A 23,385-nucleotide genomic window follows, 5' to 3' on the forward strand; every position below is an offset into this window, starting at 1 on the left:
TTTTTATTTGTTTTCCTTCCGGCCCCACCGGGGCCTGCTACCCTGTTGGGGGGCAGGGTTTGCCTGTGGCTCACCTCACGCGAGCCACAGACACACAGGTCGGCGTTACCACTTTTTCGTCAATTGCAGGCTGATCACACGTCCCATGGGACTGGCGTTGGCAGGGTCATAATTGATGTTGTAGCCAAAGTTGCCGGTCACATAGGGAGGGTCCTGGTTGAACAGGTTCAGGACAATCAGGGAAAAGGCTGTATTCTGCAGTCCAACGGCGGACAGTTTATCGCCGGTTTCATAGCCGATATTGAGATCAAACGTGGTCCAGGACTTTACCGGCACCTCCGTCTCGCTTCTCCTGTCGGTATAGCCATCGGTGTAGTTGACAGACAGATTTGCTGAAAGGCCATCTTTCGCCCAGGACAGAATGGATTTCAGGCGCAGGTCAACGGGATAGTTGTAATTGTCCAGTTGATCGACCGGTTCATCTGTTTCAAGAAGTTTCTCTTCGAAATCCAGCAACCAGCTGCCACTCAGTGACCAGTTGAAATTCCCAATGCCGGTATCGAAAGCATAGGCAATCTGGAAATCCAGGCCGCTGGTTTTGATGCTCGCCATATTACGCAGATTGCCATCGACAAGGGCTTCCGCATCGGTGAACTCCGACGAGGACGTAAAGTTGCCGGAACGAGGTTGACCTGCCAGATACTCGAGATAGGCCGGATCGGGGGAATAGTCGATCACAGATGCCCAGCGAGGATTGGTGAAACTGTCCAGATAGGCTTTGGCCGCGGTGATCCTGTTGTTGAACGAAATATTGAAATAGGTCACCTTCAGAGAAAGTCCCGGGACTTCAGCCGGCGTGTAATCAAACCCGGCAGTCCAGCTGGTTGCCGTCTCCGGCTGAAGCCGGGAGTTGTTGCCGCGCGTCAATACAGCCAGCGTCGCGCCGGAGGGAACTGCAGGATTTGGCAAATAGAGCAAATATCCAGCATTGCTGCTCTCATCCAGCTCACTGAACAACGGTGCCCGGAAAGAGGTCCCAAAGGTTCCCCTCAGGGCAACCCCTTCAACCGGTTGCCACAGCAGACCGACTTTGGGATCAAGAGTGTTTCCGAAATCACTGTAATCCTCATACCGGGCCGCAAGGGTCAATTCCAGCCGCCGCCCGAAAGCTCCACTGTTCTCCTCCCCGACAAAGGGGACAAAAACTTCACCGAACAGCGCTTTGACATCCCGTGCTTCATCAACAGCCTCGTCTTCCGGGTCCCAGAAGTTCTCATGTCGGAACTGACCTCCAACAGCCATTCTGACAGAGCCCCCCGGGATCGTACCAAGCGAACCATCCGCTTTCGCATCAACGGTCATCGTCCGGGAGTTCCGGCCAGTCAGGTCCCGATAGATGCGGGTATTCTCATTCAGATATCCGCCGTAGGCCTGGCTCTCACTGATGGTTCCAACAAGTTCCAGCTGCCAGTCCCTCAGGAAACCAAAACGGCCGCCAAGACTGCCGCCATACTGCTCCGTGTTACGGTCGATCACTTCGGTATTGAGGGTCACAGTGTTGGTGCCGAGGCGCGTACTTTCCCGGATGGTATAATAGCCGTCCGCAAATATCTCACCCCGGTCCGCAACCTCCTGGCCGAAGTTCAGGAAGATACTTTGCCGTTTCTGACGGGGCAGAAGATCGGTTGGATCAGAGGCCTCAACAGAATAGTCCCGGTCATTCGCATCAAGATGATCCCGTTTATAATATTCATAGGACGCCAGAGCGTGGCCCGTCTCCCAGGCCGAACCGAACACCTGCCCCACCTGGAATTCATCGAGATCCCCATCTGTCGCGGTTCCGTAGCGCAGCCTTGTTTCCGCGCCGTCAAAATCCTTGCGGAGCTTGAAATTAACCACGCCTCCGACGGCATCAGAACCGTAAATGGCTGAAGCGCCGTCCGTCAAAACTTCAACCCGGTCAATTGCAGTCAACGGGATCATGGAGATGTCGACAAAATTCCCCATTCCCACCGGTGCCAGACGACGCCCGTCGATCAGCACGAGGGTGGCGTCATTGCCGAGGCCCCGGAGGTTTATCCCCGTACCTTCGTTGATATTGATCCCATCCTCAGCGGTCACCAGGCCCGACGTGTTTTCCGCGATGCCACCGCCGAAGTTCTGGGGAAGCTGTTGAATGAACTGGGGCACCGATGACACACCGAGCCGGTCAATGTCCTCCCTGTCATATTTAAAGACAGGCGAAGCCGACCGACCGCCGCGGATGTTTGACCCGGTAACAACAATTTCCTCAAACTCCAGAACAGCCTCAGCCTCTTCAGCTAAACCTTGTCTTTTGCCCAAGCTTTTTTCCGGATCGGAGTCCATTTGTTTCAGAGAAGAGCGCTCGTCATCTCCAGCGGGATCGTGCGGACCCGTGACCGGGAAGACATAGACATTTCCCTTCTCATCCCTCCGGAACCCGAGGCCGCTTCCCGCCAGAATTTGATGCAGAGCCTGTTCCAGAGAAGCGGGTAAATCCGCCGTGGACGCTGTTTTGTTTGCTACGATGCCGGCATCGTAAATTATGTTTACTCCATGGTCTCTGGCCAGGGCCTGCAGGGCTTCCCCGAGAGGCTGCCGCTCCATGGAAATGGTTTGTCCTTCATCTGCCCGTGCAGGAGCATTCACACCGGTTACGCCCACTGTCATTAACAGGGCGAGTGCCGTCGCCGCCCTCAGTGACAAGCGACCGTTACGACCGGCCACTGCTCCAAATTCTTTTACACCCGGTTCTCTATATTTACCGGGCCAAAAGCCCAGCTTCCCGAGTTGATTTTTATTGCGACGTATATTTCCTTTGGTCTCCGTTCTCATTATTCCTTCCCTTCTTTTTTATGTTGAAAATGTGAAGCCCTCGAGCTCCACATCCTGTTTATCGAGGGGAAAAAGAATGACGATTTTGGGAACAGCTTAAAAAGCACCAACGAACTGAAATTTCTGTTCTTTTTTATTCTTACTCGCAGGTTTCTGCAGATCTTTCCCATAAAACCTTTAGTCGTCGCACCCAGAAATCCGGACTGCGTACAGCGGTTTCTGCAATTGAGGAAATTCGGGGAGAATTCATAATAAACTCAGGGAAGCTCCTACTCCATGATCAACGCAGAGTGACGGAACTGAATTTTCCCGGAATCACTTCACTAAACGGGGGTATGGCTTGTCGGAACAGAAATTTTCTGAGGATTGCGTGCAGCCGCCGGACTTCGACAGTCTCTACCGGACCTGGCTTTCTCCCCTGGTCTCATTTCTTGAGAGACGGGGCGCCGCAGGGCCGGACGTGGACGATCTCGCCCAGAATATTTTCCTTCGCTTTTTTAAACTCACACGCTCCGGCAAATATTCTCCAGAACCGCCCTTCCTGTTCCACATCGCAAGATATGCCCTGAAAGATCACTTCAGGACGGAAGCACACCGACATACGAAAGATCATCTTCCTTTGGAGAATTTACCTGAAGGTAAAATTCCCCGCGACCGGCTGTCGCCGGACCGTGCGGTCGCTTCCCGGCAGGACTTGCGACGGCTTATGGAACAGATTGACCGACTGCCCGATGACGCACGACAGGTTCTTTTGCTGTATCGGTTCAGGGGGCTCCCCAAACGACAGATCGCCAGCCAACTTGGCCTGCCCCTCAAACGCATAAATCTTCTGCTGGAGCAGGCATTTTGCATCCTGATCGACGAGATGGAGGATGACCTGTGAGCCATCTTCCGCGAAGTACAATCAAACTGTCGGTACAGGAACTCCGCCTTCAACAGGCCGCTGTCTGGCACAGACGAAACCTGGAAGGCACGATGACTGAAGCTGACCAGGGTGAATTCGAGAAGTGGCTCATGGAAGACAAAGCCAACCTCCTAATCTATCAGAAGTGTGGGAAGCTGCAGAACAGGCTGGATCAGTTGTTTCATGATCCGAACTTTCAGGATCAGCTCTCCGCTTCCACGGACATTTGTCAGGAGATACCCATACGTCGGAGAAGACTGAGATTGCCTCGACTACAATCCTCCTGCTTCCACCGCCCCCTGGCATTGTCTCTCATTGCCCTCCTCGCCTTGCTGCTGCTCGCCGCCCCAAAGGAGGTCAGCATGCCGGTGACCTATCAATCAATTGTCGGCGAACAGAAGATCGTTCTCCTTGAGGATGGATCGGAACTTACGCTCAATACCGACAGTCGCGTCTCGGTCAAATATCAGGACCAGTCCAGATATATCTCTCTTCAAAAAGGGCAGGTTTACTTCAAGGTCGCCAAGGATCAGAAGCGCCCCTTCGTCGTGACTTTTCCAACAGGCCGGGTCACGGCTCTTGGGACTGAGTTTGACATCAGCCTGAAAAACAAACAGGCCATTGTTCGTCTGTTGGAAGGAAAGGTAAAAGTAGAGCCGGAAGTATCATTGTCGAAGTCCCTTGCAAAAGTAACACCCGTATATCTGGAAGCAGATCGCAAGAGCGACAGGGCCACGGAAATCACTTTATCCGACAAGCATCCCTCTGCGGCTGTTCCCATCCCGAGACGAGGTGCCTCCGAATGGCGAAGTGGAAAAATCATTTTTGAAAATCAAAAGCTCAAGGAAGTGCTGGAGGAGATTAACAGATACTCAGCCAGGAGATTTGAACTTGCCGCTCCTGAGATTGGGGAGCGACGTATCAGTGGTATCCTCCCCACGTCTGCAACGGAGGCAATTCAAATACTCTGTGAATTTCAGGGATTAAAACTGACTGATGACGGCAGCTATCTCATCCCTGCGAAAGCCTCCAAATTGAATTAGTATCCCGCAATCAGGCAGTAATTTAAGACGTATTATACTTTGCTGCCTCACCGCAAAATTCTGCAGTTTTATACGCTTTACCGCATAATTCCGTTTTATACGGTTTAACGTATAAGCGACGGCGTGACGTTTATCAGCGTGGCAATACTACATAGAGTGGATCACTAGAAATTATTTCGAAAACCGGGTCAAACCTGTCAGCTCCCGCTCGTCGATGGAGGCCTCTCCTCCTCCATATACCTCGCTCTGAAGCCATTCCTTTTCCTCAAGGGCCTTGTCTGCCGGCACGGATATTTCCCAGCCCTTGATGGTGCCATCACTGCCGTCTCGCCAATAATATCCCCTCGTCTTCAGTAGATCCTTGGTCTCGAAGGGCGTATATTGCGCCCGCAGGGTCACGGTGGTCGTTCGGGCGCCAGTAATCATCTGGCTGAAGTAACTGTCGCCCTCCGGCGTGTTCTGGGCCAGAATGGCCAAGGCGGCCAGACAGTCCTTATCCGCCTGGTGAGCATCAAAAAACATGCCCAGTTCGACCGCCAGAAGGGAGAGCTTCATACTCTCAAACCCTTGCCCCGCCCAGTTCACATCTGAGATAGAACAGCCCCAATATTTGCCAGCAAAACTTTCGGTAATTTTGTGGGCGAACGGTCGATCGAACTTCGCATTATGAGCAGCAATAATATCAGCACCCGCAATAAGCTCTTCGATCGCCTCCAGGTCGAGACTTTGCCCCTTCAGCATTTCATTGGTAATACCGGTAAGCTGAACGATCTCTTCCGGGACCGGCTTGCCCGGTTCCCGCAGCCCGATATAGGGCTTTTGCACTTCAATTAGATAAGACTCTTTGGTCTCTCCATCCACTGCAAAGCGAAACGGCATCATACAAAGCTGAATGACCTCATCTGTTTCATGATCCATGCCGGTCGTTTCCGTATCCAGAAAAATCCCATTCCTGACAATGCAGCGCTCATGATGAGGTAAATCGGTCAGGGCAATAGCATGAGCCGGGAAATCTACCCGGCGCAGGATACGGTGATCAGAGGAGTGCTCAAGGATTTGGATAGCGTCTTCATAACCATCATCACTGAAGAACTGGAGCTGGGGCATTGTCATGACTATTTTCCTCCGACTGATAGATGCTTCTCCCCCCGATAGTCCGATATTCTCCCCTTACCGGCAAGTAATCGAGAAACTTCGGATTGAACCATCAATTTTATTACTTACAAATTTCTATCTAACATAAATCAGGAGTTTTGTTATTTGAACAATTGCAATGGAAGTGTAAAAGCGGCACATAAACCGGCCATTTTTACATCACTTTTATTGACTTTATATGATTAACTATTTGTGATATATATATTTATATAATAAGCAAACAGGACAATAAACCGGACATGAATGAGGCCAATGACCGCAATGAAGCAGTGACACTTATGGAACCTCTGCTTATATCTGAAAGCTCACACCATCGCGGAGAGTTAGCCGATTTGGTCATGGAGCTTACCGCCCAGTCAACAAGCCTACGCAGAAGCCTGCCGGAAGATATTGTAATAGCCTTGTCTAACCTCGTTCGGTCCATGAACTGCTATTATAGCAACCTGATCGAAGGACATGACACGCACCCCATAGACATTGAGCGCGCCCTTGCAGAAGACTACAGTCAGGATCCGCAAAAACGAGATTTACAACTTGAAGCACGGGCCCATATCGCTGTTCAAAGATGGATTGATGAAAAGGGGCTTTCAGGACAAGCAACATCGGTAGAGGGCATCCTGGAACTCCACCGCCGTTTCTATGATCTTTTACCAGAGGAATTGCTTTGGGTGGAGAATAAGGAAACTGGCGAACGTCTAAAAGTAAATCCTGGCGAGCTACGCCAGAAAGACGTAAAAGTTGGCAGGCACATTCCCATAAGCCCAGGTGCCCTGCCCCGCTTTCTAAAACATTTTGAAAAAGTCTATAAAAAACTTGGCAGAGTAGACTCTGTCCTCGCCGCGGCTACTGCACATCATAGATTTCTGTGGATGCATCCATTCTTGGACGGGAATGGCCGTGTCGCCAGGTTAATGTCTTATGCCATGCTTAATGACAGCCTTGATACCGGTGGCATATGGTCCATAGCGAGAGGACTGGCCAGAAATGAGGGATTATATAAATCCCACCTGGCAGCTTGCGACTTGCCTCGCAGAAACGATCTGGATGGCCGCGGGAACCTGAGTGAAGAATCCTTGGCCGATTTTTCAAAATTCTTCCTGCAGATATGTATCGATCAGGTCAACTTCATGGAAAGCCTTATGCAACCCGACCGGCTCCGAAACAGAATCCTGATATGGGCGGAGGAAGAAATGAGGATGGATACGCTGCCCCCCAAGTCGAACATTGTTCTCGAGACCATTCTTTACCGCGGCATCCTGCCTCGTGGTGATGTAGCAGGACTTCTTAACACCAGCGAGCGCAATGCCCGGCGCGTAACATCTGCATTATTGGATCAGGGGGTCCTGACTTCAGAAAGCACCCGGGCGCCGCTCCATCTGGCATTCCCCGCCAAACTTGCCGCTCGCTGGATGCCGGGACTATTTCCGGAAAAGCCCTAGAATTCTGCGAATTTCCACACTCTTCAATCCAGAAATCGACACAAAAACCTAATTTTGGCACAACACAATAACCTAATTTTGGCCCGGAATTTTGGCCAAAAATTTTGGATCGAAAATGGCGTCTTATCCGAGGTGCTGGCAGCAGGCACCGAACAGCCGATAAAACTCATACGGTTAAGAGGTAAAATTGCGCGAATTGTGCGCACTTATTCCCAGGTTCATCTTTAACGGCGCCGCGGCCGGCTCACTTACCCTGCTGCGCGCGATAATTCTGCACCATCGCATCTGAAACATCGGCCGGATAACAAAGCGGCGCATAGCCGCCAGGCTTTGAATAGGCGCTCCGCTTGCCGCAGAGACTACCATTGGCGGCCCGATTGTAAGGACAGGGACAATTGCCCGGATATCCTACCTGGGACTGCTGGATCAGGATCTGGCGGATCTCCTTGTCCGTGAGGGAAGCTTTGTCGCCCGCCTCAGCAGCAAAGACGGCCACCGGCAGGAAACATAGTGCAAAAGCAATAAGCACCTGTTTCTTCATAGCGCCACCTCCTCTTTTAAGGACAGCCAAGGGCCGCGTTCAGATCCCCGGTGGGCCAGGCAGAGGGCGCTTCGGGAAAAAGATCAAGGCCGCTCTGGCTCTCGACATCCGCAAGCGTTTTGATATGACTGCAATGGCTGTCGTCACGATCCGTGTCCTGGTCAAAGATGAAAGCCGTCATGGCTCCCCCCGCGGTCGCCACCACCTTGAAGTAACCGGTCGGCACATTATGGCTCTCATCTGCCCGCGGAAGCGTCATCTGGTTCTCATTGGGATCATAGAGCGGACCTGTCACCACATAGATCTCCTTGCGAGCGTAAGCCACGTCCCGCACCGCGCTCTCAAGCGCTACCCAGGCTCCCTGGTTCAGGTCACTCTTTTGCGGGGTGATGTTGGAGAGAATATTCGTTGAGCGCCAGAAGACCGTGCCGGCGAAGCTCGCCAATGGCGCCTGATGTCCGCGGTCGGTTTTAAGCTCATTAAAGGCGCTCTTATAATCGTCAGGTTCCAGGGTCTCATTATCTTCAAGGAAGGGGTCCTCTTCCCAGTCCCGGTTCAGGGACTTTGAGGTCCCGATGGTCTCGGAAGTGACCCGGTAAGCCACCCAATCCGCAAACTTGGTGGCGTCATTGGAGGAGAGCGCGAAGATCTCCCGAATAATAAGATCATTACTCTCCGGCGCGCCTGTCGGGCAGCCCTTGAGGCAATGCACGATATGCACCTCCCCGGCCTGGCCGGAAGCAGAGGACAAGCTGATAATAAACACTGAACAGATGAAGGTCAGGAAATGTCGCATTTTCTTTCTCCCAAGTAAAATAATCCCAAAGATATGCAACCAGATACCTCATCATACATCATTATTTATTCATGAATAGTGGTTTGAAATGGGCTTCTCTCCACTCAAAGGATTCAGAAACCCGGGGCGTCCACGCAAACCTGCATCAGGAACTTCATGCCCTGCACCGCCCGGGCCAGGCTGTAAAGCAGGCAGATTATAAAATTTAATGATGATTTCCACGCGGGGAGGCTGATCGTCGCTTTTAAGTCTGCCTGATCTCTCATGTCAACTGGCAAGCAGTCTACTACCCAAAGGGTGTATCCCTTCGGGTGACACATTCTCATGCCGACTTCTGCTCCTGTTCTCAGCCCCCCGCTCACGGGGAAATGAACGCGCGGGAGGGGGGAGTTATCAAACTTCGAAAGGAAAGATCATGAAAGAACAACTCATCAAAATCAGCAACCTGAGTGTGGCAAAGGAAAATGCCCGGAAAACAAACATTCATGGCCGACTGCCTGAACTGGTGGCCAGCATGAAAAGCCTTTACGAGCATGACCCGGCCACGACCGGCCTCATCCATCCCTTAACTGTGATCAAGGCACGCGGCTCAAAGCATCAGATCGTTGCCGGGCAAAGACGCTATCTCGCCGCCCAACAACTCGTCAAAGAGAAGTTCTGGTCCCCGGACAGCAGCCTGCGCTGTACCGTCTTTGACGGAAAAATCAGTAATGAAGTCTCACTTGCGGAAAATCAGGTCCGCGAGAATATGCACGCCGCAGACCAGTTTGAGGCGTTTCACACACTCGCCAAGACCGGACTGTCCGTCACGGATATCGCCGCAAAATTCGGCGTGTCCGAACTGGTGGTCAAACAGCGTCTCAAGCTTGCGGTCGTCGCTCCCGAGCTGATTGAGGAATATAAAAACGATAATCTGACCCTGGAGCAGCTTATGCTGTTCACCCTGTCGGATGATCACGGCAAACAGCTTGAAGTCTACGAACGCTGCAACAAAGGATGGGCCATGAACCCGGACTTTGTAAAACGCTGTCTCACGGACGAAAAATACTCCACCCTGCACAAATACGGAAGGTTTGTGGGAGTGGACACCTACCGGGACGCCGGAGGCGCCGTCACCAGCGACCTATTCAGCGAAGTGGAATATTTCGATGACGGGGCGTTGCTGGAAAAACTGATGCAGGACAAAGTCGACCGGGAAATCGAAACCCTCAAAGCAGACGGCTGGGCCTGGGTTGAGTTTGACGAGGACAAATATCTCTATTCCTATGAGTTCTGCACCCATCGGCCGCAGCAGCGGGAGTTCACTGAACCAGAGCAAAACCGCCTCACAGAAATTGAGGAGGAAATGGAAAAGCTCTCTACCGGTCCCGAGACCGAGAAAAGCTGTGAGAAAGCCAACATGCTGGAGCAGGAACAGTCCGAGATCAATAAAATGGCCTATGAATATACCGGGAAGCAGAAAGCCTCCTCCGGGGTTGGCCTCTCCCTCAGATATGACGGCACGCTGGCTTATGTGAAAGGCATCTATGAGCCCGAAAAAACCGGGGCGGCGAACAAGAAAAACACCAAGCGTGTTTTCTCCGACAAACTGGTGACCCATCTGACAAGCCGCCGAAATGAAATCCTGAAATATGAAATCAGCAGCAATCCGGATTTTGCCTATGACCTGCTGATCGTCTCCATCGTGTTATCAAGCCTGCATTGTCGCGGCGGCTCACAAGGCAATCCGCTTCAAGTGCGGTTTTCTCTGGCGGAGCATGACACCAGCATTGAAGAGCACACACAGGCTGCGCAATTGCTTGAGGAAAAAAGGGCCGGTTTGCTTGAACCTTTTACCCGGCTTGAAGAGCATGATTTCGCGAGTGTTTACACGTGCGTCCGAAGCATGGAGAAAAAAGACAAGGAAGAGTTCCTTGCCTTCTGTATCGCCCTGTGTTTTTCCAGCGTCCTGCAAACAGAGAGCAATGAGACAGTATTCGTTGAAAGGATCCTGACCGATCTTGATATCGACATCCTGAAATATTGGACGCCGACCGCGGAAAACTGCTTCAGGTTCCTCTCAAAAGAGAAGCTTTGCGAAATCATCAAATCCCGGCAGCCAAAGCAGAATGAACTTGCCCTGATGAAAAAGAAGAAGGGTGAACTCGTCGCCTATGCCGAGGAAAAATGCTCTGACTATATCCCGGAGATCATGACGAGATAATTTCCGCCAAGCAGGAAGTACAACTCCCATCAAATGGCCAGTTCCCGATAATGGGGACTGGCCTGGTACTGAACGCGCGGACAGGACATGTCCGAATAAAGTGGGCGACACGCCCTCACCTTTTGCTTTTCCTTGTCTTTCGAGCTTATGCCGGAACCCATCGTCCCTCAAGGGACCGGGTTGTTCGCTTCGCTCACTGTCCGCACCACACCCTTGATCTCCTCCTGAACCCGGCGGGGGTCTGGGGAAACAACCACCGGGATTGTTTCCCCACCATCTTCGATGGCCCCCCTTCGCCCCTCGAAAGGTAAAGCAGCGGTCCACTGTGGGCCAAAGATCAAACCAGCACCTTACAGGAGTGAAGACCATGACCAATATCGATATCTACCAGACCGTCACCGACAGAATTGTGGAAGCCCTCGAGCAAGGCAGCATCAGCTGCAGTCTGCCTTGGAACAGCGGTCTGTCCCTGCCTGTAAATGCCCATACCGGAAACTACTATCAGGGGATCAACATTCTCAATCTTTGGGTAGAAGCCTATCTGAAGGGCTTCAGTTCACCCTGCTGGGGCACTTTCAAGCAGTGGAAACAACAGGGCGCCAGGATCAAGAAAGGCAGCAAATCTTCATTTATCATCTTCTACAAAGCCTTTGAACGGGAAGAAGACAAAATGATCAACGGGGAAGCCGTTCCCGGAGAGACCGAGCTTGTCACCCGGCATTTTGCCCGGGCAAGTCGGGTCTTTAATGCCGACCAGGTAGAGGACTGGGCCGGAGCAGAAGGCAACCAAGACCCGGAAGGAGAAAATACCCCCTGCCCGGTGACTGAGATGGAGGAAGTCGAGCAGTTCATTGCCGGCACGGGAGCCCATATTTCTCATGGCGGAAACCGGGCCTATTACTCCCCTACCCTGGATCGGATATTCATTCCGTCCCGAGATCTTTTCACAGAGACGGAATACAGCAGCGCCACCGAAGGATATTACAGCACAATCCTGCATGAACTCACCCATTGGAGCGGTGCTGAACATCGCCTAAACCGGGACAAGGGAGAAAAGTTCGCCGATCAGAAATATGCCTTTGAAGAACTTATTGCCGAGCTGGGGGCTGCTTTCTTGTGCAGCAGGCTATCTGTTACCCCCCAACCGAGGCTGGACCATGCCGCCTACATTCAGTCATGGTTGAAAGCCCTCAGGAATGACAAGAAGGCCGTTTTCAGAGCGGCAAAGGAAGCCCAAAAGGCAATCGACTTTTTACATCAACTGCAAAGGGAGACCTGAGCTCCTAGTAGTTAAAAACGGCCAAAATTCTCGGCCCCGCGTTACCCGGGGCCTTTCCTTGGTATATTCTCTAGAGAGAAAATAAATACCTACCTATCCCGTAATTGGCAGTTCTTCATAGACCCACAACACTGTATTCCTTTCTGCAATAGGCCATCCACAAGTTCAGCTTCAGCCTTCCTGCGTCGATATTCATGGAAAACCAACTGTTCTATTACTTCCCTATTGGGGCAGTCTTTACGGAGGATCGGCTTATGTTGTTTTGTGCAGCCTGAACTACATTGCTTTCGTTCACAGCTTTGATTCCGCAAAATTTTATGTTTTCGAGTACATCCCCTAGGGCACGGTGCTCGTGCATTCAACATTTGATCATGTGTCTTTGAAATACGCGGCAGAGGTTCTGCCAGCCAACCGCTACTTCGGAAAATTGCCTTTAAAAGCTCATCTTTCCAACCGAGATTTTCAACGAGCTCTTCCATTGCGAGTTGCTCATTTGCGGCATCACCATGGCTCAGCCCAGAGGCTAACGGCCAGAGACCATATTTCTCTGCATAGATTTGATTGTTGAGATAAACAGCGAGATTTGACCACCAAGCAATAGCTCTATCTTGGTCTTCCAGGTTTTCCTCTGAGCCACGGTATACGCAAAAACTGCTATCATAATTTATGTGCCGCTCAATACAGCAGTCAGGAAATTGCTTGTGATTCTTCTGTTCAAAAACACGAACACCCCGTTGATTTGACGACCGCAACTCTAAATAAAAATCGCGCTGTGTCGCAGTTCCCATCGAAGGGGGTGAAACGAGTATTTTCACCCTCTCCTGCGAACTCTCCTGCATCGTTACCCATGTTGGGTTGTTTTTAATGAGCAAATCGAGTGAATTCATTCAGATTTAAAATGTGCGCGTGGTTGAGGAACATTTACTGGTGCATGAGCGCGTGCTACAGCGGGTCCAGAGGCTATAGCCGAAGGAGTAGCCGATAAGCAGATTGCAACCTCCCCATAATCCATTTCAGCGCTATAGCCCGCATTATTTAACAGATCCTCAAGTGCCGCGGGTGCAGCACGAAGAGCATTGATGCCAAATTTTACTCCGTTTTCTTCGCATTCTTTCTGCATTTTTTCCGAAAGCGTTGTTGCGATACTTGAGGCCACCCTAACGGAGCGCTCACCGCGAATTCCTATCCTGGAGATTGGCGTTGGACCAAGCTCAATTCCGATTGCCAATCCAAGACTGTTTAAATTCCCCAGTACTTCCTTGCATAACCTGAAAGATGATTGTAATCCGCCAGCACATAGCGCCGCAGTGGCTACGCTTTCTCGCTCTTTCGTCTCAGTACTTGTTCCTTCAGCGACCACTGCATGAATGCAGTCTCCAATGAAGCGCACTTTTCTTCCACCAAAATCCTTTTCAACCACATTCTGGAATTCCTGGCGTATAACATAAAGTGCAGTAACAGCCTCTCGAATGCTACCTGTGGAGACCGCATTGTCAATATATGCGGTGTAACCGGAGAGGTCAGCAAAGATGGAAACAACGGGCATCCTAATAGATCTGCTTGGCTGAAGCTCTGAATAATTGATCTTACTTAAGGGAGGTTCCTTGTAGTAGAAACTGAAATTCGGGTTAGTATAATCAGGAAATTCACCACGCTTTATTTCCTGCTGCCAATTTCCCATCACTTGTTGCACGTACGCACTGCGATCTTGTACTCCATAGACCAGTTGATCATTCTCCATGCGGCGTGCAGAGTTCAAAGAAATATCGTGGTCAGAAAGCCCCATAATTTCACTCAGAACCCCCACACTCTGAAAACCGACAATATTTCGTACTCTATCAGAAACATACACTCCAGGTTCTTGCCCAGAAGCAAGCTTGGCGGCGTGGTTGGCTGCACTTCCAAGGAACATCGGCTCTTGTTCACAACCTGTGCCATTGTTGATTGCCACACAAGTGCCGACATCGACGCCAATCCTGAAAGTCACATTAAACTCACTACCGGCTAACTCTCTATTGGCAGCAGCAGCAAGTCTCTTAAAGTCTTCAATGAATGCAAAGGCTTCGGAAATTGTGTCTGCTGTTATACCTTTGTTACCCCGCTCTAGAACAACGGCATGTACGCGCCCATTATGAAAATCTACTCTCTGTGCAGATGAGGCCTCAATCGCCCTGTCTGCCGCGCTATAGTACAAATGCAGAAGTTGCAATGCGCGTTTGTGAGAGGATTCGGTCTCCCGACCATCCTCAAGACGGTAGTCGTCATAGTTTGTAATTGCGATATATACTTGGACCGTGTCCACAACGATTGCTCTGTTTTTGGGCAAACTAAAGAGTGGTGGCGTTGCAGGCTGCTTTTGCATGGAGCGTGCGGCTTGTTCCGCCTTGTAAAGTTGCCAGTATTCTTGAAACTGTCGAACGTCAAAATCGGGCACTTCACTCTTCAATTTCTTTATGCGCGCCAGCGCGGTATCCTGATTCCAGGGCATGGTTAGTATCCTTCTTAGCACCGCACCCTTTGCGCCGCGCTGATTCTAAAATTTAATGTACTCCTATATTTTAGGACTATTACACAAAATGTCAACATGCTAGAATCTGCGAAGGAGGAAACATCTATGAAAATTGATGGTATTAAACCAGGTCAAAGAAAGCGGTATGAATTCATAGAATTCCAGCTTATGTGGGAAGGAATTGTTGGCCGAAAGCTTCTTATGCAGAAATTTGAGATTTCACCTCAGCAAGCTACACTTGATCTCACCTCCTATTTGGACATTGCCCCAAAGAACATGACATATGATCCTCGGCAAAGGACATATGTTGCTCCACCTGATTTCCAACCGGCGTTTATCAAGGGAGACGCTTCAGAATATTTGCTTCATTTGGAAATGCTTTGTCATGGTTATCGTGAGCCAGATGAGATTTGGCCAACGACCATTCCTGCTTTTGATGCTGTGGCGGTCGCCTCAAGGAAAATTACCCCAACAACGTTGAAAGCAGTACTGCATGCGATTCGAGACCGTAAATGTGTCGAAGTGATGTATGTTTCTTTGAGTTCGCAATCAGAAACGCCTAGACAGCTTTTTCCTCATGCCATCGCTAGTGATGGCCACCGATGGCATATGAGAGCTTATGACGGAGACAAGGACAGATACTCCGATTTTGTTCTATCGCGGATTGAAAAAATCCATCTCTTGGATTGCCAGGGTGAAGAAATTCCAGAAGATAAAAGATGGTCGTCAAATATTGAATTAATTCTTCAACCTGATCCTAGTCTCGAAGAGCGACAAAAGAGACATATTCAGATTGAATATGACATGGATGACGGCAGACTCGCTGTAGATGTGCGTCAGGCAATGTTATTCTATTACTTACGTTTCTATGGTTTTGATCCAAGAGAGAAAGAGGGTGAACATATCCGAAATAAAAGTAGTTTTCACCTTCAGATTTCTAACCTTGAAGAAGTGACGGCATGTCTAGACAGGTGAAAATGGACAATATCGAAGAACAGGCAAAACTCTCAAACTTGCTGGACACAGAAACACTTGAGCGGCAAAAATCCATACTACTTAGAAATGAGCTGATTTCAAACAACCAAGAAATTGCCGAGAAAGTGCTGCAGAGAGGAAAACTGATAACTTTTTCTAAAAATGAAAAAGTTATCGAACAAGGGGCGGACGACGACTGTGTATATTTTATACTCTCAGGTGAAGTGACGATCCGGGTCAACAAAAGAGTAATTGATAAGCGAAATACGCCATATAGCTTCGGCGAAATGGCCGCAAAAAAAGCTGGAGAAACACGAACTGCAGATGTAATCGTAGAATCCAAAAAACTCGAAGCTATTGTATTGTCTGGAACTGACTTCCGAAAATTGATTATTGAGCATTCTGTATTCGCCAATAACCTAGAAGACTCGATCGATACCCTCTCTCGTAAAAAGATTCTTCAGCTTGGTGAAAACACTAAAGCAAAAGGCTTCCCATGGTTGGCAATCTCTGCAATTGTGGGAATGACAGCATCTATAATAACAGGTTTCATTGCATGGCAATCTGAAGCTTTGACCACTACACAAATTATATTTACAAGCCTCCCTGTAGGCTTGATCTCTTTTGTGTTCATGCTAATTTTCAACCCAGAACTGAGGTATCGTAATTTGGCGATAATGACTGGTTCTGCACTAATCGGGTATATTATCTATGGCTCTTTGAGCTTTGCTTTGACAATTGATGGAAAGGAAGTTGATTGGCCGTTAATTGATTTCAGCGTACATACAGAACAAAGACTGGGTCTATATATTGTCGGAACTTTTACACTCTTGCTACTTTTTCGGTATGCTGGAAAATTTGATATGGATCTTGTTCGATCTAAAAAATGAATAGTCCGCATTTAAGAAAGCTTTATTATTATCGTAATTAAGATTTCCAGCGCGCCGAGAGACTTGTTGAAAAGATCTAACCTGCCCCAACTACCCCCAAATCTATCTGTAACTTCGGTTGCTTAACAGACCTAATCTTAGCCTTCCGCTTTTTCTACATCATTACTTTCAGAAATATTGCCGTTGGCGTATTTTTGAAAAGTATTTTTATATACAACACCCTAGTAAAATTGATAATTTGGAAACCAATCCCAATCTTGAAACGCATAGCCCATTGAAAATACGTCAACGATGAATACCGAAACAGTATTGACTTTAACTGAAAAGATATCCGCAGCTGAGAAGAACCTTGAGAGGCAATTGAACTGGATTAGTAAGTACGACACCCGACTGTTCTTTATCTCGGGCATAAGCTTTACCATGATGGGGATCGCTGCAAACGCAATAAGTGATTTGGTGGATAGGATTGACTGTTTGATACTATTGCTTGCTATTGTGACTTTTGGTTTACTAACTATTAGCACAGTCTGTGCTTGTAACGGCTTTTACCCACGTACAAAAGCGGCAAATAACTCTCTAATATATTTTGGATCAATCGCACATCACGATATCTCCTCCTATATGGAAACATTTAAGAACCTTACGTGTGAAAAATATATCGATGATTTGCTCATACAAATTCATGTTAATTCAAAACTCCTGGACAAGAAATTTAGACAAATGCAAGTGGGGTTTATTTCTCTTGTTGTCTGTGTTCCTTTTTGGATCCTTCTAATTATTATTTCAGGTAATACTTTCTAAACATGTCCAACTGGTCGAATAAACTCACCGAAAAGATGGAAGAAATTTTAAGTACGACTTGGGATGTACGGACTGGGAACGTCATACCTGATGCGAGTGATGTTAAACTCAAGGACGGTGCTGTAAAAATTGAAGCAGCATTTCTATATGCTGACTTGGCCGGCTCATCAAAACTTGCTGAGATATGCCCTTGGTCAACCACAGCGAAAATTATTATCGCCTATTTAGATTGCTGCACCCGATCCATTCGAGTGAACGGAGGCGAAGTAAGAAGCTTTGATGGTGATAGAGTAATGGGTATCTTTAAAGGAAAAACGCCATGCACTGACGCAGTTCTAACAGCACGAGAAATTGACTGGATGGTACACAACAAGCTTAATCCGCTCGCAAAGTCAAAATTTCGTTCCATTGACGAGAATAATCTACGCATTAAACATTGCATTGGTATCGATTTTGGCGAGGCTTATGCTGTTCGTGCGGGAATTAGGGACAATAACGACTTGATTTGGGTTGGAAAATCGGCAAGTTTCTCGGCAAAACTGTCAGATGTTAGAGACTATCCGTTCGAGGTATATGTTTCTAGCACTTGTCGCAATAGATTAGTAAAATATGAAGACGGATGGTCTAGAGAAAACTTTAGTTTTGCAGGGAAAAATTACTACGCCTACAAAACTAAGACACCTATAGAACCCTAAAATAAATTCCGTTTCTAATACCTCCCCCCAGGATCGTTGTGACTAAAAAGCATACCGCCGGGTTACACGTCTGCTTTTTATCATTCTATCCGGCTTAGACAAATTGGATTTTAAAGACTGGGTTCATGTCCTTATACCTTTCACATTCTCTTGTCTTAAGACTTATGCAGAAATCCATTTTCCCTCCAGGGACCGGGCCGTTCGACCCCCTCACTGTCCGCACCACGCCGTTCATCTCCTACTGAACCAGACGGGGGTACATGTAACCCCTGGAGAGTAAAATCGGCCCATAACGACCAAATCACCTGCAACCAATAAAGTGAGCTTGATACCCGTTGGTTGCGGGGTTAAGGGTGTTTTGGTGCGGGGCGTGGGAAAGCAGCGGATTTCCTAGGACTATTGAAAGGTAGGGTGCGTGAAATGGGGGTAAGCGTCCGGTCTCGTCCGCCTTGTATGATTTTTTTGTGCTGTCATTCTTTGGGTCTTAGTGGGCGATGGTGTCCACTAAGTTAAGTGGACACTAACGATGTCAAATAATAGGGGTCGCCGGCGGCGTTTTCATAGCCAGGCTTTCAAGCGCATGGTTGTCGCGGCCAGTTATGAGCCGGGTCAGTCAGTATCCTGTGTTGCGCGGCGGCATGATCTGAATGCCAATCTTGTTTTCAAATGGCGGCGCGATCCGCAGCTCAATGACTTTTTAGCGGAGCAGCACTTTCTGCCGGTTGAACTTGTAGCAGATACAGTGGCGCCGTTCGCGGATGGCATGAGTGCTGAGGCTATGGGCGATAAGGTCATTGGGTCAGTCCCTGTATCGGATGGCTGTCTGGAGATCGATCTGCCCTGCGGGACGCGCCTGCGCTGCGCTTCTGATCTGCCCTCTGAATTGCTGACGGAGGCTTTATCTGTTCTGAGGCGGTCGGCATGATCCCGGTGCCGAGCCACACCAAGGTCTGGCTTGCGGCGGGGGTGACGGACATGCGCAAGGGTTTTGCTGGCTTGTCTTCTCTGGCGGAAAGGGTATTGGAACAGGATCCTTATTCCGGCCACCTGTTCGTGTTCCGGGGGCGGCGCGGCGACCTGCTCAAGCTGATCTGGTGGGACGGTCAGGGGGCGTGTCTGTTCTCCAAGCGCCTGGAGCGAGGCCGCTTTGTCTGGCCGTCGTCGACGGGCGGCAAGGTTGGCTTGACACCGGCGCAACTGTCGATGCTGCTGGAGGGCATAGACTGGCGCATGCCGGAACGCACATGGCAGCCCTTATCGGCGGGATGATTATTCTGTGAAAACAATGAGATATTGAGCATTTTCGGTTCTCTTTCGAGGGGTGATCGGCTATATAATATCCATGTTGACTGCCCCTCAGAACCTGCCCGATGACGCCAGGGCCCTGAAAGCCATGATCGCGGCCTTGACCGCCGATCTCAAGTCCCGTGACCTCCTGATCGAGAAGCTGGAGCATCAACTGTCCGGCCTGCGCCGGCAGCAGTTCGGGGCGCGCTCCGAGATGCTGGACCAGCTTGAGCTGGTGCTGGAAAGCGAAGAGATTGCCGCGGCCCAAGATCAAAACGAGCAGAGAGAAGCCGAGCCGGTCGAAACGCCAACGCCAACGCCAAAAGCCAAACCAAAACGCACCCCCTTGCCGGGCCATTTGCCGCGCGATGAACAGATCATATCTCCCGACCTCGCTGAGGAGGGAGCCTGTGATCACTGTGGTGGCAGGCTCAAACATCTCGGAGAAGATGTGACCGAAGAGCTGGAATATGTGCCCGGCCGCTTCCGGGTCAACCGATTTGTGCGGCCCAAACTGTCTTGCGCCTGCTGTGAGACTATTCATCAGGCGCCGCTGCCGTCGCGTCCCATTGAGCGCGGCCGGCCGGGGCCGGGATTGCTGGCCCATGTGCTGACATCAAAATATTGTGACCATTTGCCGCTGTACCGGCAGAGCCAGATCTTCGCCCGAGAGAAGGTCGATCTCGACCGTTCAACTCTGGCCGACTGGGTCGGCAAATCGACCGCGCTGCTGGAGCCTCTGGCCGAGGCCATCGGATATCATGTAAAGGCGGGACAGGCGATCTTTGCCGATGATACGCCGGTTGGCGTACAGTCCCCCGGCACAGGAAAAACAAAAACCGGCAGGTTCTGGACTTATGTGCGCGATGAGAGGCCGTGGGATGGAGAGAATGCACCCGCCGTGTATTACCGCTATTCTCCTGACCGCAAGGGTGCATGGCCGGCTGAGCACCTCAAGGACTTTAAGGGGTGGATGCATGCCGACGGTTATGCCGGCTTCAACAAACTCACCGAAAAGGGCAAGGTCAGGGAAGTGGCCTGCATGGCTCATATCCGGCGCAAGCTCTTCGACGTCCACAAGTCACAAGGCTCCGCCAGTGCCGCCGGAGCCCTGAAACGGATTGCGGAACTATACCAGATCGAAGACGAGGTGCGGGGCCAGCCGCCGGATAAGCGAAAGGCAGTCCGCCAGGCCAAAGCCAAGCCCCTGTTTGAGGACCTGGAACTCTGGCTCGAACGACAATTGACAACAATATCCGGCAAAAGCCCGCTTGCCGGAGCGATCCGCTATGGCCTCAGTCGCATGAAACGGCTGACGCCGTGGTTGGAGCACGGCTTCCTGGAGCTGGATAACAACAGCGCGGAACGCGCCATACGCCCGATCGCCGTTGGACGAAAAAACTATCTCTTCATGGGCTCCGACAGAGGCGGAAAATCCGCCGCCATCGCTTACACCTTGATCGGCACGGCAAAACTTTATGGCATAGATCCAGAGGCCTGGCTCACGGACATTCTGGGCCGCATCAACGACCATAAGGTCAACCGCATCGACGAACTGCTGCCCTGGAATTACAAAAAGTAAATTCTAATAACACCGTCAAATTAACTTACAAGGCGCCTCAGACCGGACGCTTACAAATGGGGGGTGCCACGGCTCGGGTAACCCTTCAGGCAAGCGAGGCGGTTGGTACTGACGTGCGAGGGCGGCATCCTGTAGACTGTAAAAACCCCCAACATCCTGAAGGAGATCCCCATGGACATTTATATCGGACTGGATATATCCCTCGCTGACACCCACATCTGCATCGTTGACCAAGACGGCGCCATCCTCGAAGAAACCGTCTCGGAGACCGAACCCAGCGCCATCTTCACCGCCGTCGAAGGCTATCAGGGCTATATCAAGAGGGTCGGCCTCGAAGCCTCCTCCCTCGGCTCCTGGCTGCATGACGAACTGAGCAGCTTCGACCTGCCCGTGATCGTCGTCGACGCCCGCCATATGCGCGCTTCCCTCGAGGCCCAGCGCAACAAGACCGACAAGAATGACGCCCGCGGCATCGCCCAGATGATGCGCATGGGCTGGTATTGTCCGGTCCACGTCAAAAGCCCCGAAAGCCAGCGGCTGCGGGTCCTGCTCAACAACCGCCGCACCCTCAAGCGCAAACTGGTCGATATGGAAAACCATATCCGCGGCACCTTGCGCGCCTTCGGCCTCAAAATGGGCAAGATCGCGCGCGGTGCCTTCGAAGACCGGGCCCGGGAGCTGATGGACGGCCACGAGCCGGAACTGATGTTCTATATCGACACCATGCTGGCGGTGCGCAACAACCTGCTGGAAGGCTACAGCCGGCTGCACAAATGCGTCCTCGAGATCGTCAAGAGCGATCCGGTCTGCCGCCGCTTCATGACCGTGCCCGGGGTCGGCCCCATCGCCGCCCTGTCGTTCCGGGCCGCCATCGACGATCCCTGCCGGTTCAAGAGTTCCCGCACCGTCGGCGCCTATCTCGGCCTGACCAACCGGCGCTGGCAGTCGGGCACCATCGACCGCGAGGGACGGATCACCAAGCAGGGCGACCGGGAAGTGCGCACTGCCCTGTGCGAAGCCGCCGCCAGCCTGCTGTTGCGCAGCCAGAAATGGACCGCCGTCAAGGCCTGGGGCCTCCGGCTGGCCAAACGCACCAGCATGATGAACGCCATCGTCGCCGTCGCCCGCAAGCTGGCGGTGATCCTGCACCGCATGTGGCTCGACGGCAGCACCTTCCGCACCGGCCGGGGCGCCAAGCTGGTCGGCCGCATGCATCTCACCCCGCCGCGCATGGTCAAACAGGCGGCCCAGGAGATGGCCCGGGAGATGGCCGAAAAAACGGCTCGCAGGGGACACAAGCCGCAACCGGCTTGACCCCCGCCTGAACAGTCGGCCAGGCACCGCGACACACACAAAATGACCAGAGAGAGACAGATGATGACCATACAGACTTAACAGCCCCGGGCAAATGACCGCCGTCAGGTTCACGACACCCTTTCTCGCGAGAGACCTCTCCTGATCGTAAAGGGAGAGGCAGACGACAGGGGCAATCCGGTATCTTGCCTGTACCGTTGCCAATCCCAAGACCCTTCAGCAATGAGTACGCAGTCTCCGCTTGGATGCCCTCGTCATCACCAGATCAGAGCAGGAGCCTGAGACGCGCCTTTCTCCCGTAGATAAATCCGGACCACCCCACGACAGCGGGGGTCCGTCAGGCCCCGCAACCAACAGGCCGGGGCCGGAAAGGCCGATCTCGAAAGAACGCATGGATTGCCATTTTGATCAGATTATTTTGCCAAAAATCGCGCGACAGGATAGAATGACCCCCGGACAAAAGCCCCCGCACCCCCTTGATGAACGGAGAAAAGACCGGATGACTGACCGGACCAAATCCAGACCCGTTCCGATCCGTCGGAAATTGCCCCGATAGATCAAATACTTGCCTGAAGGGTTAAGAAAGCAAGATAAAAGTAGCAGTAGCGCGATGTGATTTGGGCCTTATTTTTTAGCGACTTATCGCGGGGCAGACCGGTGATTTTAGAGATATTTGGGAGGCATCCCCGGAAATTGGAAGGTTGGGCCTTCACCATAGCTCGTTGGGGGTCGAACAGGCGAAGGCCCTGCAGTAAAAACTGCAATGAAATTTTACCACAGATTGCCCTTCTAACAACCGAGCAAATTATTTTTTAAATAGACGTTAATCGTCTACATCATTTTTGCAATTCTCTCATAGTTCCCGCAAAAGGAGCGCTTAATGAAAGCCAATATTTGCGGGAACAAAATTCGTGAACTTCGCGTTCAAAACAAAATGGACCAAGTAGAGTTAGCTGCCGAACTCTCCGTAGAATACGATATAAAACTGGATCAATCAGACATCTCCGAAATAGAGAGAAGGGTAAGAGGCGTTAAAGATTTTGAGTTACTAGCCTTCGCAAAAACGTTCAACGTCAGCACCGATTTTCTGCTTGGCCTAGACGAGTAAAAAGGCCT

The 23,385-nt window shown here is 50.9% G+C and carries 20 protein-coding genes; 14 read left to right on the forward strand and 6 right to left on the reverse strand.

All coding sequences use genetic code 11. The features are described from left to right. Positions 1–105 precede the first annotated feature (105 nt). Entirely contained in the window at positions 106–2,748 is a 2,643-nt protein-coding gene (locus tag FIV46_RS11040) for a TonB-dependent receptor (RefSeq protein ID WP_181163202.1), read from the reverse strand. 448 nt (positions 2,749–3,196) lie between these two features. Between FIV46_RS11040 and FIV46_RS11045 the strand changes: the two genes are divergently transcribed. Beyond that, positions 3,197–3,739 carry an RNA polymerase sigma factor gene (locus tag FIV46_RS11045; RefSeq protein WP_139940989.1) on the forward strand — a complete coding sequence of 181 codons (543 nt, stop codon included), beginning with the start codon at positions 3,197–3,199 and terminating at the stop codon, positions 3,737–3,739. Next, complete coding sequence (locus tag FIV46_RS11050) at positions 3,736–4,803, forward strand: FecR family protein (RefSeq protein ID WP_181163203.1); 1,068 nt, start codon at positions 3,736–3,738, stop codon at positions 4,801–4,803. The genes FIV46_RS11045 and FIV46_RS11050 overlap by 4 nt, the downstream gene beginning before the upstream one ends. 171 nt (positions 4,804–4,974) lie before the next feature. On the opposite strand, the gene FIV46_RS11055 is transcribed toward FIV46_RS11050, so the two are convergent. Further along, positions 4,975–5,916, reverse strand: coding sequence for a 3'-5' exonuclease (locus FIV46_RS11055; protein WP_139940991.1), 942 nt, complete (start codon positions 5,914–5,916; stop codon positions 4,975–4,977). 281 nt (positions 5,917–6,197) lie between these two features. On the opposite strand from FIV46_RS11055, the gene FIV46_RS11060 reads away from it, so the two are divergent. Continuing rightward, entirely contained in the window at positions 6,198–7,397 is a 1,200-nt protein-coding gene (locus tag FIV46_RS11060) for a Fic family protein (RefSeq protein ID WP_219846089.1), read from the forward strand. A gap of 244 nt (positions 7,398–7,641) precedes the next feature. On the opposite strand, the gene FIV46_RS11065 is transcribed toward FIV46_RS11060, so the two are convergent. Both FIV46_RS11065 and FIV46_RS11070 read right to left on the reverse strand, forming a co-directional pair. After that, positions 7,642–7,938, reverse strand: coding sequence for a hypothetical protein (locus tag FIV46_RS11065; RefSeq protein ID WP_139940992.1), 297 nt, complete (start codon positions 7,936–7,938; stop codon positions 7,642–7,644). 16 nt (positions 7,939–7,954) lie between these two features. Beyond that, positions 7,955–8,734 carry a DNA/RNA non-specific endonuclease gene (locus FIV46_RS11070; RefSeq protein ID WP_139940993.1) on the reverse strand — a complete coding sequence of 260 codons (780 nt, stop codon included), beginning with the start codon at positions 8,732–8,734 and terminating at the stop codon, positions 7,955–7,957. Between the two features lie 415 nt (positions 8,735–9,149). Here FIV46_RS11070 and FIV46_RS11075 point away from each other — a divergent pair, with 415 nt between their 5' ends. Next, on the forward strand, positions 9,150–10,937 hold the full coding sequence (locus FIV46_RS11075) for a ParB/RepB/Spo0J family partition protein (RefSeq protein WP_139940994.1): 1,788 nt from the start codon (positions 9,150–9,152) through the stop codon (positions 10,935–10,937). A 367-nt stretch (positions 10,938–11,304) separates the two neighbouring features. Next, the gene (locus tag FIV46_RS11080) at positions 11,305–12,216 is read left to right on the forward strand and encodes an ArdC family protein (protein ID WP_139940995.1); all 912 of its coding nucleotides are present in this window, start codon (positions 11,305–11,307) and stop codon (positions 12,214–12,216) included. A gap of 89 nt (positions 12,217–12,305) precedes the next feature. On the opposite strand, the gene FIV46_RS11085 is transcribed toward FIV46_RS11080, so the two are convergent. Both FIV46_RS11085 and FIV46_RS11090 read right to left on the reverse strand, forming a co-directional pair. Next, the gene (locus FIV46_RS11085; protein ID WP_139940996.1) at positions 12,306–13,103 is read right to left on the reverse strand and encodes an E2 domain-containing protein; all 798 of its coding nucleotides are present in this window, start codon (positions 13,101–13,103) and stop codon (positions 12,306–12,308) included. Beyond that, the gene (locus FIV46_RS11090) at positions 13,100–14,704 is read right to left on the reverse strand and encodes a nucleotidyl cyclase domain-containing protein (protein ID WP_139940997.1); all 1,605 of its coding nucleotides are present in this window, start codon (positions 14,702–14,704) and stop codon (positions 13,100–13,102) included. Before FIV46_RS11090 ends, FIV46_RS11085 begins: the two co-directional genes overlap by 4 nt. A gap of 126 nt (positions 14,705–14,830) precedes the next feature. Here FIV46_RS11090 and FIV46_RS11095 point away from each other — a divergent pair, with 126 nt between their 5' ends. The 9 genes from FIV46_RS11095 to FIV46_RS11135 all read left to right on the forward strand — a co-directional run bounded on the left by FIV46_RS11095 (position 14,831) and on the right by FIV46_RS11135 (position 23,377). Next, positions 14,831–15,700 carry a WYL domain-containing protein gene (locus FIV46_RS11095; RefSeq protein WP_181163204.1) on the forward strand — a complete coding sequence of 290 codons (870 nt, stop codon included), beginning with the start codon at positions 14,831–14,833 and terminating at the stop codon, positions 15,698–15,700. Between the two features lie 2 nt (positions 15,701–15,702). Beyond that, positions 15,703–16,590 (forward strand): cyclic nucleotide-binding domain-containing protein, encoded by an 888-nt coding sequence (locus tag FIV46_RS11100; protein WP_219846090.1) that lies wholly within the window; start codon positions 15,703–15,705, stop codon positions 16,588–16,590. Between the two features lie 291 nt (positions 16,591–16,881). Then, positions 16,882–17,391, forward strand: a complete 510-nt coding sequence (locus FIV46_RS11105) for a Pycsar system effector family protein (protein WP_139941000.1) — start codon at positions 16,882–16,884, stop codon at positions 17,389–17,391. 2 nt (positions 17,392–17,393) lie between these two features. Further along, on the forward strand, positions 17,394–18,086 hold the full coding sequence (locus FIV46_RS11110; RefSeq protein WP_139941001.1) for an adenylate/guanylate cyclase domain-containing protein: 693 nt from the start codon (positions 17,394–17,396) through the stop codon (positions 18,084–18,086). Positions 18,087–18,612: 526 nt separating this feature from the next. After that, positions 18,613–19,011 (forward strand): IS66-like element accessory protein TnpA, encoded by a 399-nt coding sequence (tnpA, locus tag FIV46_RS18480; RefSeq protein ID WP_139941002.1) that lies wholly within the window; start codon positions 18,613–18,615, stop codon positions 19,009–19,011. Further along, the gene (gene tnpB / locus FIV46_RS11120) at positions 19,008–19,355 is read left to right on the forward strand and encodes an IS66 family insertion sequence element accessory protein TnpB (protein WP_139941003.1); all 348 of its coding nucleotides are present in this window, start codon (positions 19,008–19,010) and stop codon (positions 19,353–19,355) included. The genes tnpA and tnpB overlap by 4 nt, the downstream gene beginning before the upstream one ends. A 73-nt stretch (positions 19,356–19,428) precedes the next feature. After that, positions 19,429–20,955, forward strand: coding sequence for an IS66 family transposase (gene tnpC / locus FIV46_RS11125; protein WP_139941004.1), 1,527 nt, complete (start codon positions 19,429–19,431; stop codon positions 20,953–20,955). Between the two features lie 171 nt (positions 20,956–21,126). Then, complete coding sequence (locus FIV46_RS11130; RefSeq protein WP_139941005.1) at positions 21,127–22,269, forward strand: IS110 family RNA-guided transposase; 1,143 nt, start codon at positions 21,127–21,129, stop codon at positions 22,267–22,269. Positions 22,270–23,149: 880 nt separating this feature from the next. Then, the gene (locus tag FIV46_RS11135; RefSeq protein ID WP_139941006.1) at positions 23,150–23,377 is read left to right on the forward strand and encodes a helix-turn-helix domain-containing protein; all 228 of its coding nucleotides are present in this window, start codon (positions 23,150–23,152) and stop codon (positions 23,375–23,377) included. Positions 23,378–23,385: the final 8 nt, after the last annotated feature.

Origin of the sequence: Emcibacter nanhaiensis, assembly GCF_006385175.1 — a bacterium.
Classification (GTDB): Bacteria; Pseudomonadota; Alphaproteobacteria; order Sphingomonadales; family Emcibacteraceae; genus Emcibacter; species Emcibacter nanhaiensis.

What these genes read in the sequence shown, in the direction of transcription:
- FIV46_RS11055 (WP_139940991.1), bottom strand. Translation starts at nt 5,916, where the DNA reads ATGACAATGCCCCAGCTCCAGTTCTTCAGTGATGATGGTTATGAAGAC.
- FIV46_RS11060 (WP_219846089.1), top strand. Translation starts at nt 6,198, where the DNA reads ATGAATGAGGCCAATGACCGCAATGAAGCAGTGACACTTATGGAACCT.
- FIV46_RS11065 (WP_139940992.1), bottom strand. Translation starts at nt 7,938, where the DNA reads ATGAAGAAACAGGTGCTTATTGCTTTTGCACTATGTTTCCTGCCGGTG.
- FIV46_RS11070 (WP_139940993.1), bottom strand. Translation starts at nt 8,734, where the DNA reads ATGCGACATTTCCTGACCTTCATCTGTTCAGTGTTTATTATCAGCTTG.
- FIV46_RS11075 (WP_139940994.1), top strand. Translation starts at nt 9,150, where the DNA reads ATGAAAGAACAACTCATCAAAATCAGCAACCTGAGTGTGGCAAAGGAA.
- FIV46_RS11080 (WP_139940995.1), top strand. Translation starts at nt 11,305, where the DNA reads ATGACCAATATCGATATCTACCAGACCGTCACCGACAGAATTGTGGAA.
- FIV46_RS11085 (WP_139940996.1), bottom strand. Translation starts at nt 13,103, where the DNA reads ATGAATTCACTCGATTTGCTCATTAAAAACAACCCAACATGGGTAACG.
- FIV46_RS11090 (WP_139940997.1), bottom strand. Translation starts at nt 14,704, where the DNA reads ATGCCCTGGAATCAGGATACCGCGCTGGCGCGCATAAAGAAATTGAAG.
- FIV46_RS11095 (WP_181163204.1), top strand. Translation starts at nt 14,831, where the DNA reads ATGAAAATTGATGGTATTAAACCAGGTCAAAGAAAGCGGTATGAATTC.
- FIV46_RS11100 (WP_219846090.1), top strand. Translation starts at nt 15,703, where the DNA reads ATGGACAATATCGAAGAACAGGCAAAACTCTCAAACTTGCTGGACACA.
- FIV46_RS11105 (WP_139941000.1), top strand. Translation starts at nt 16,882, where the DNA reads ATGAATACCGAAACAGTATTGACTTTAACTGAAAAGATATCCGCAGCT.
- FIV46_RS11110 (WP_139941001.1), top strand. Translation starts at nt 17,394, where the DNA reads ATGTCCAACTGGTCGAATAAACTCACCGAAAAGATGGAAGAAATTTTA.
- tnpA (WP_139941002.1), top strand. Translation starts at nt 18,613, where the DNA reads ATGTCAAATAATAGGGGTCGCCGGCGGCGTTTTCATAGCCAGGCTTTC.
- tnpB (WP_139941003.1), top strand. Translation starts at nt 19,008, where the DNA reads ATGATCCCGGTGCCGAGCCACACCAAGGTCTGGCTTGCGGCGGGGGTG.
- tnpC (WP_139941004.1), top strand. Translation starts at nt 19,429, where the DNA reads ATGTTGACTGCCCCTCAGAACCTGCCCGATGACGCCAGGGCCCTGAAA.
- FIV46_RS11130 (WP_139941005.1), top strand. Translation starts at nt 21,127, where the DNA reads ATGGACATTTATATCGGACTGGATATATCCCTCGCTGACACCCACATC.
- FIV46_RS11135 (WP_139941006.1), top strand. Translation starts at nt 23,150, where the DNA reads ATGAAAGCCAATATTTGCGGGAACAAAATTCGTGAACTTCGCGTTCAA.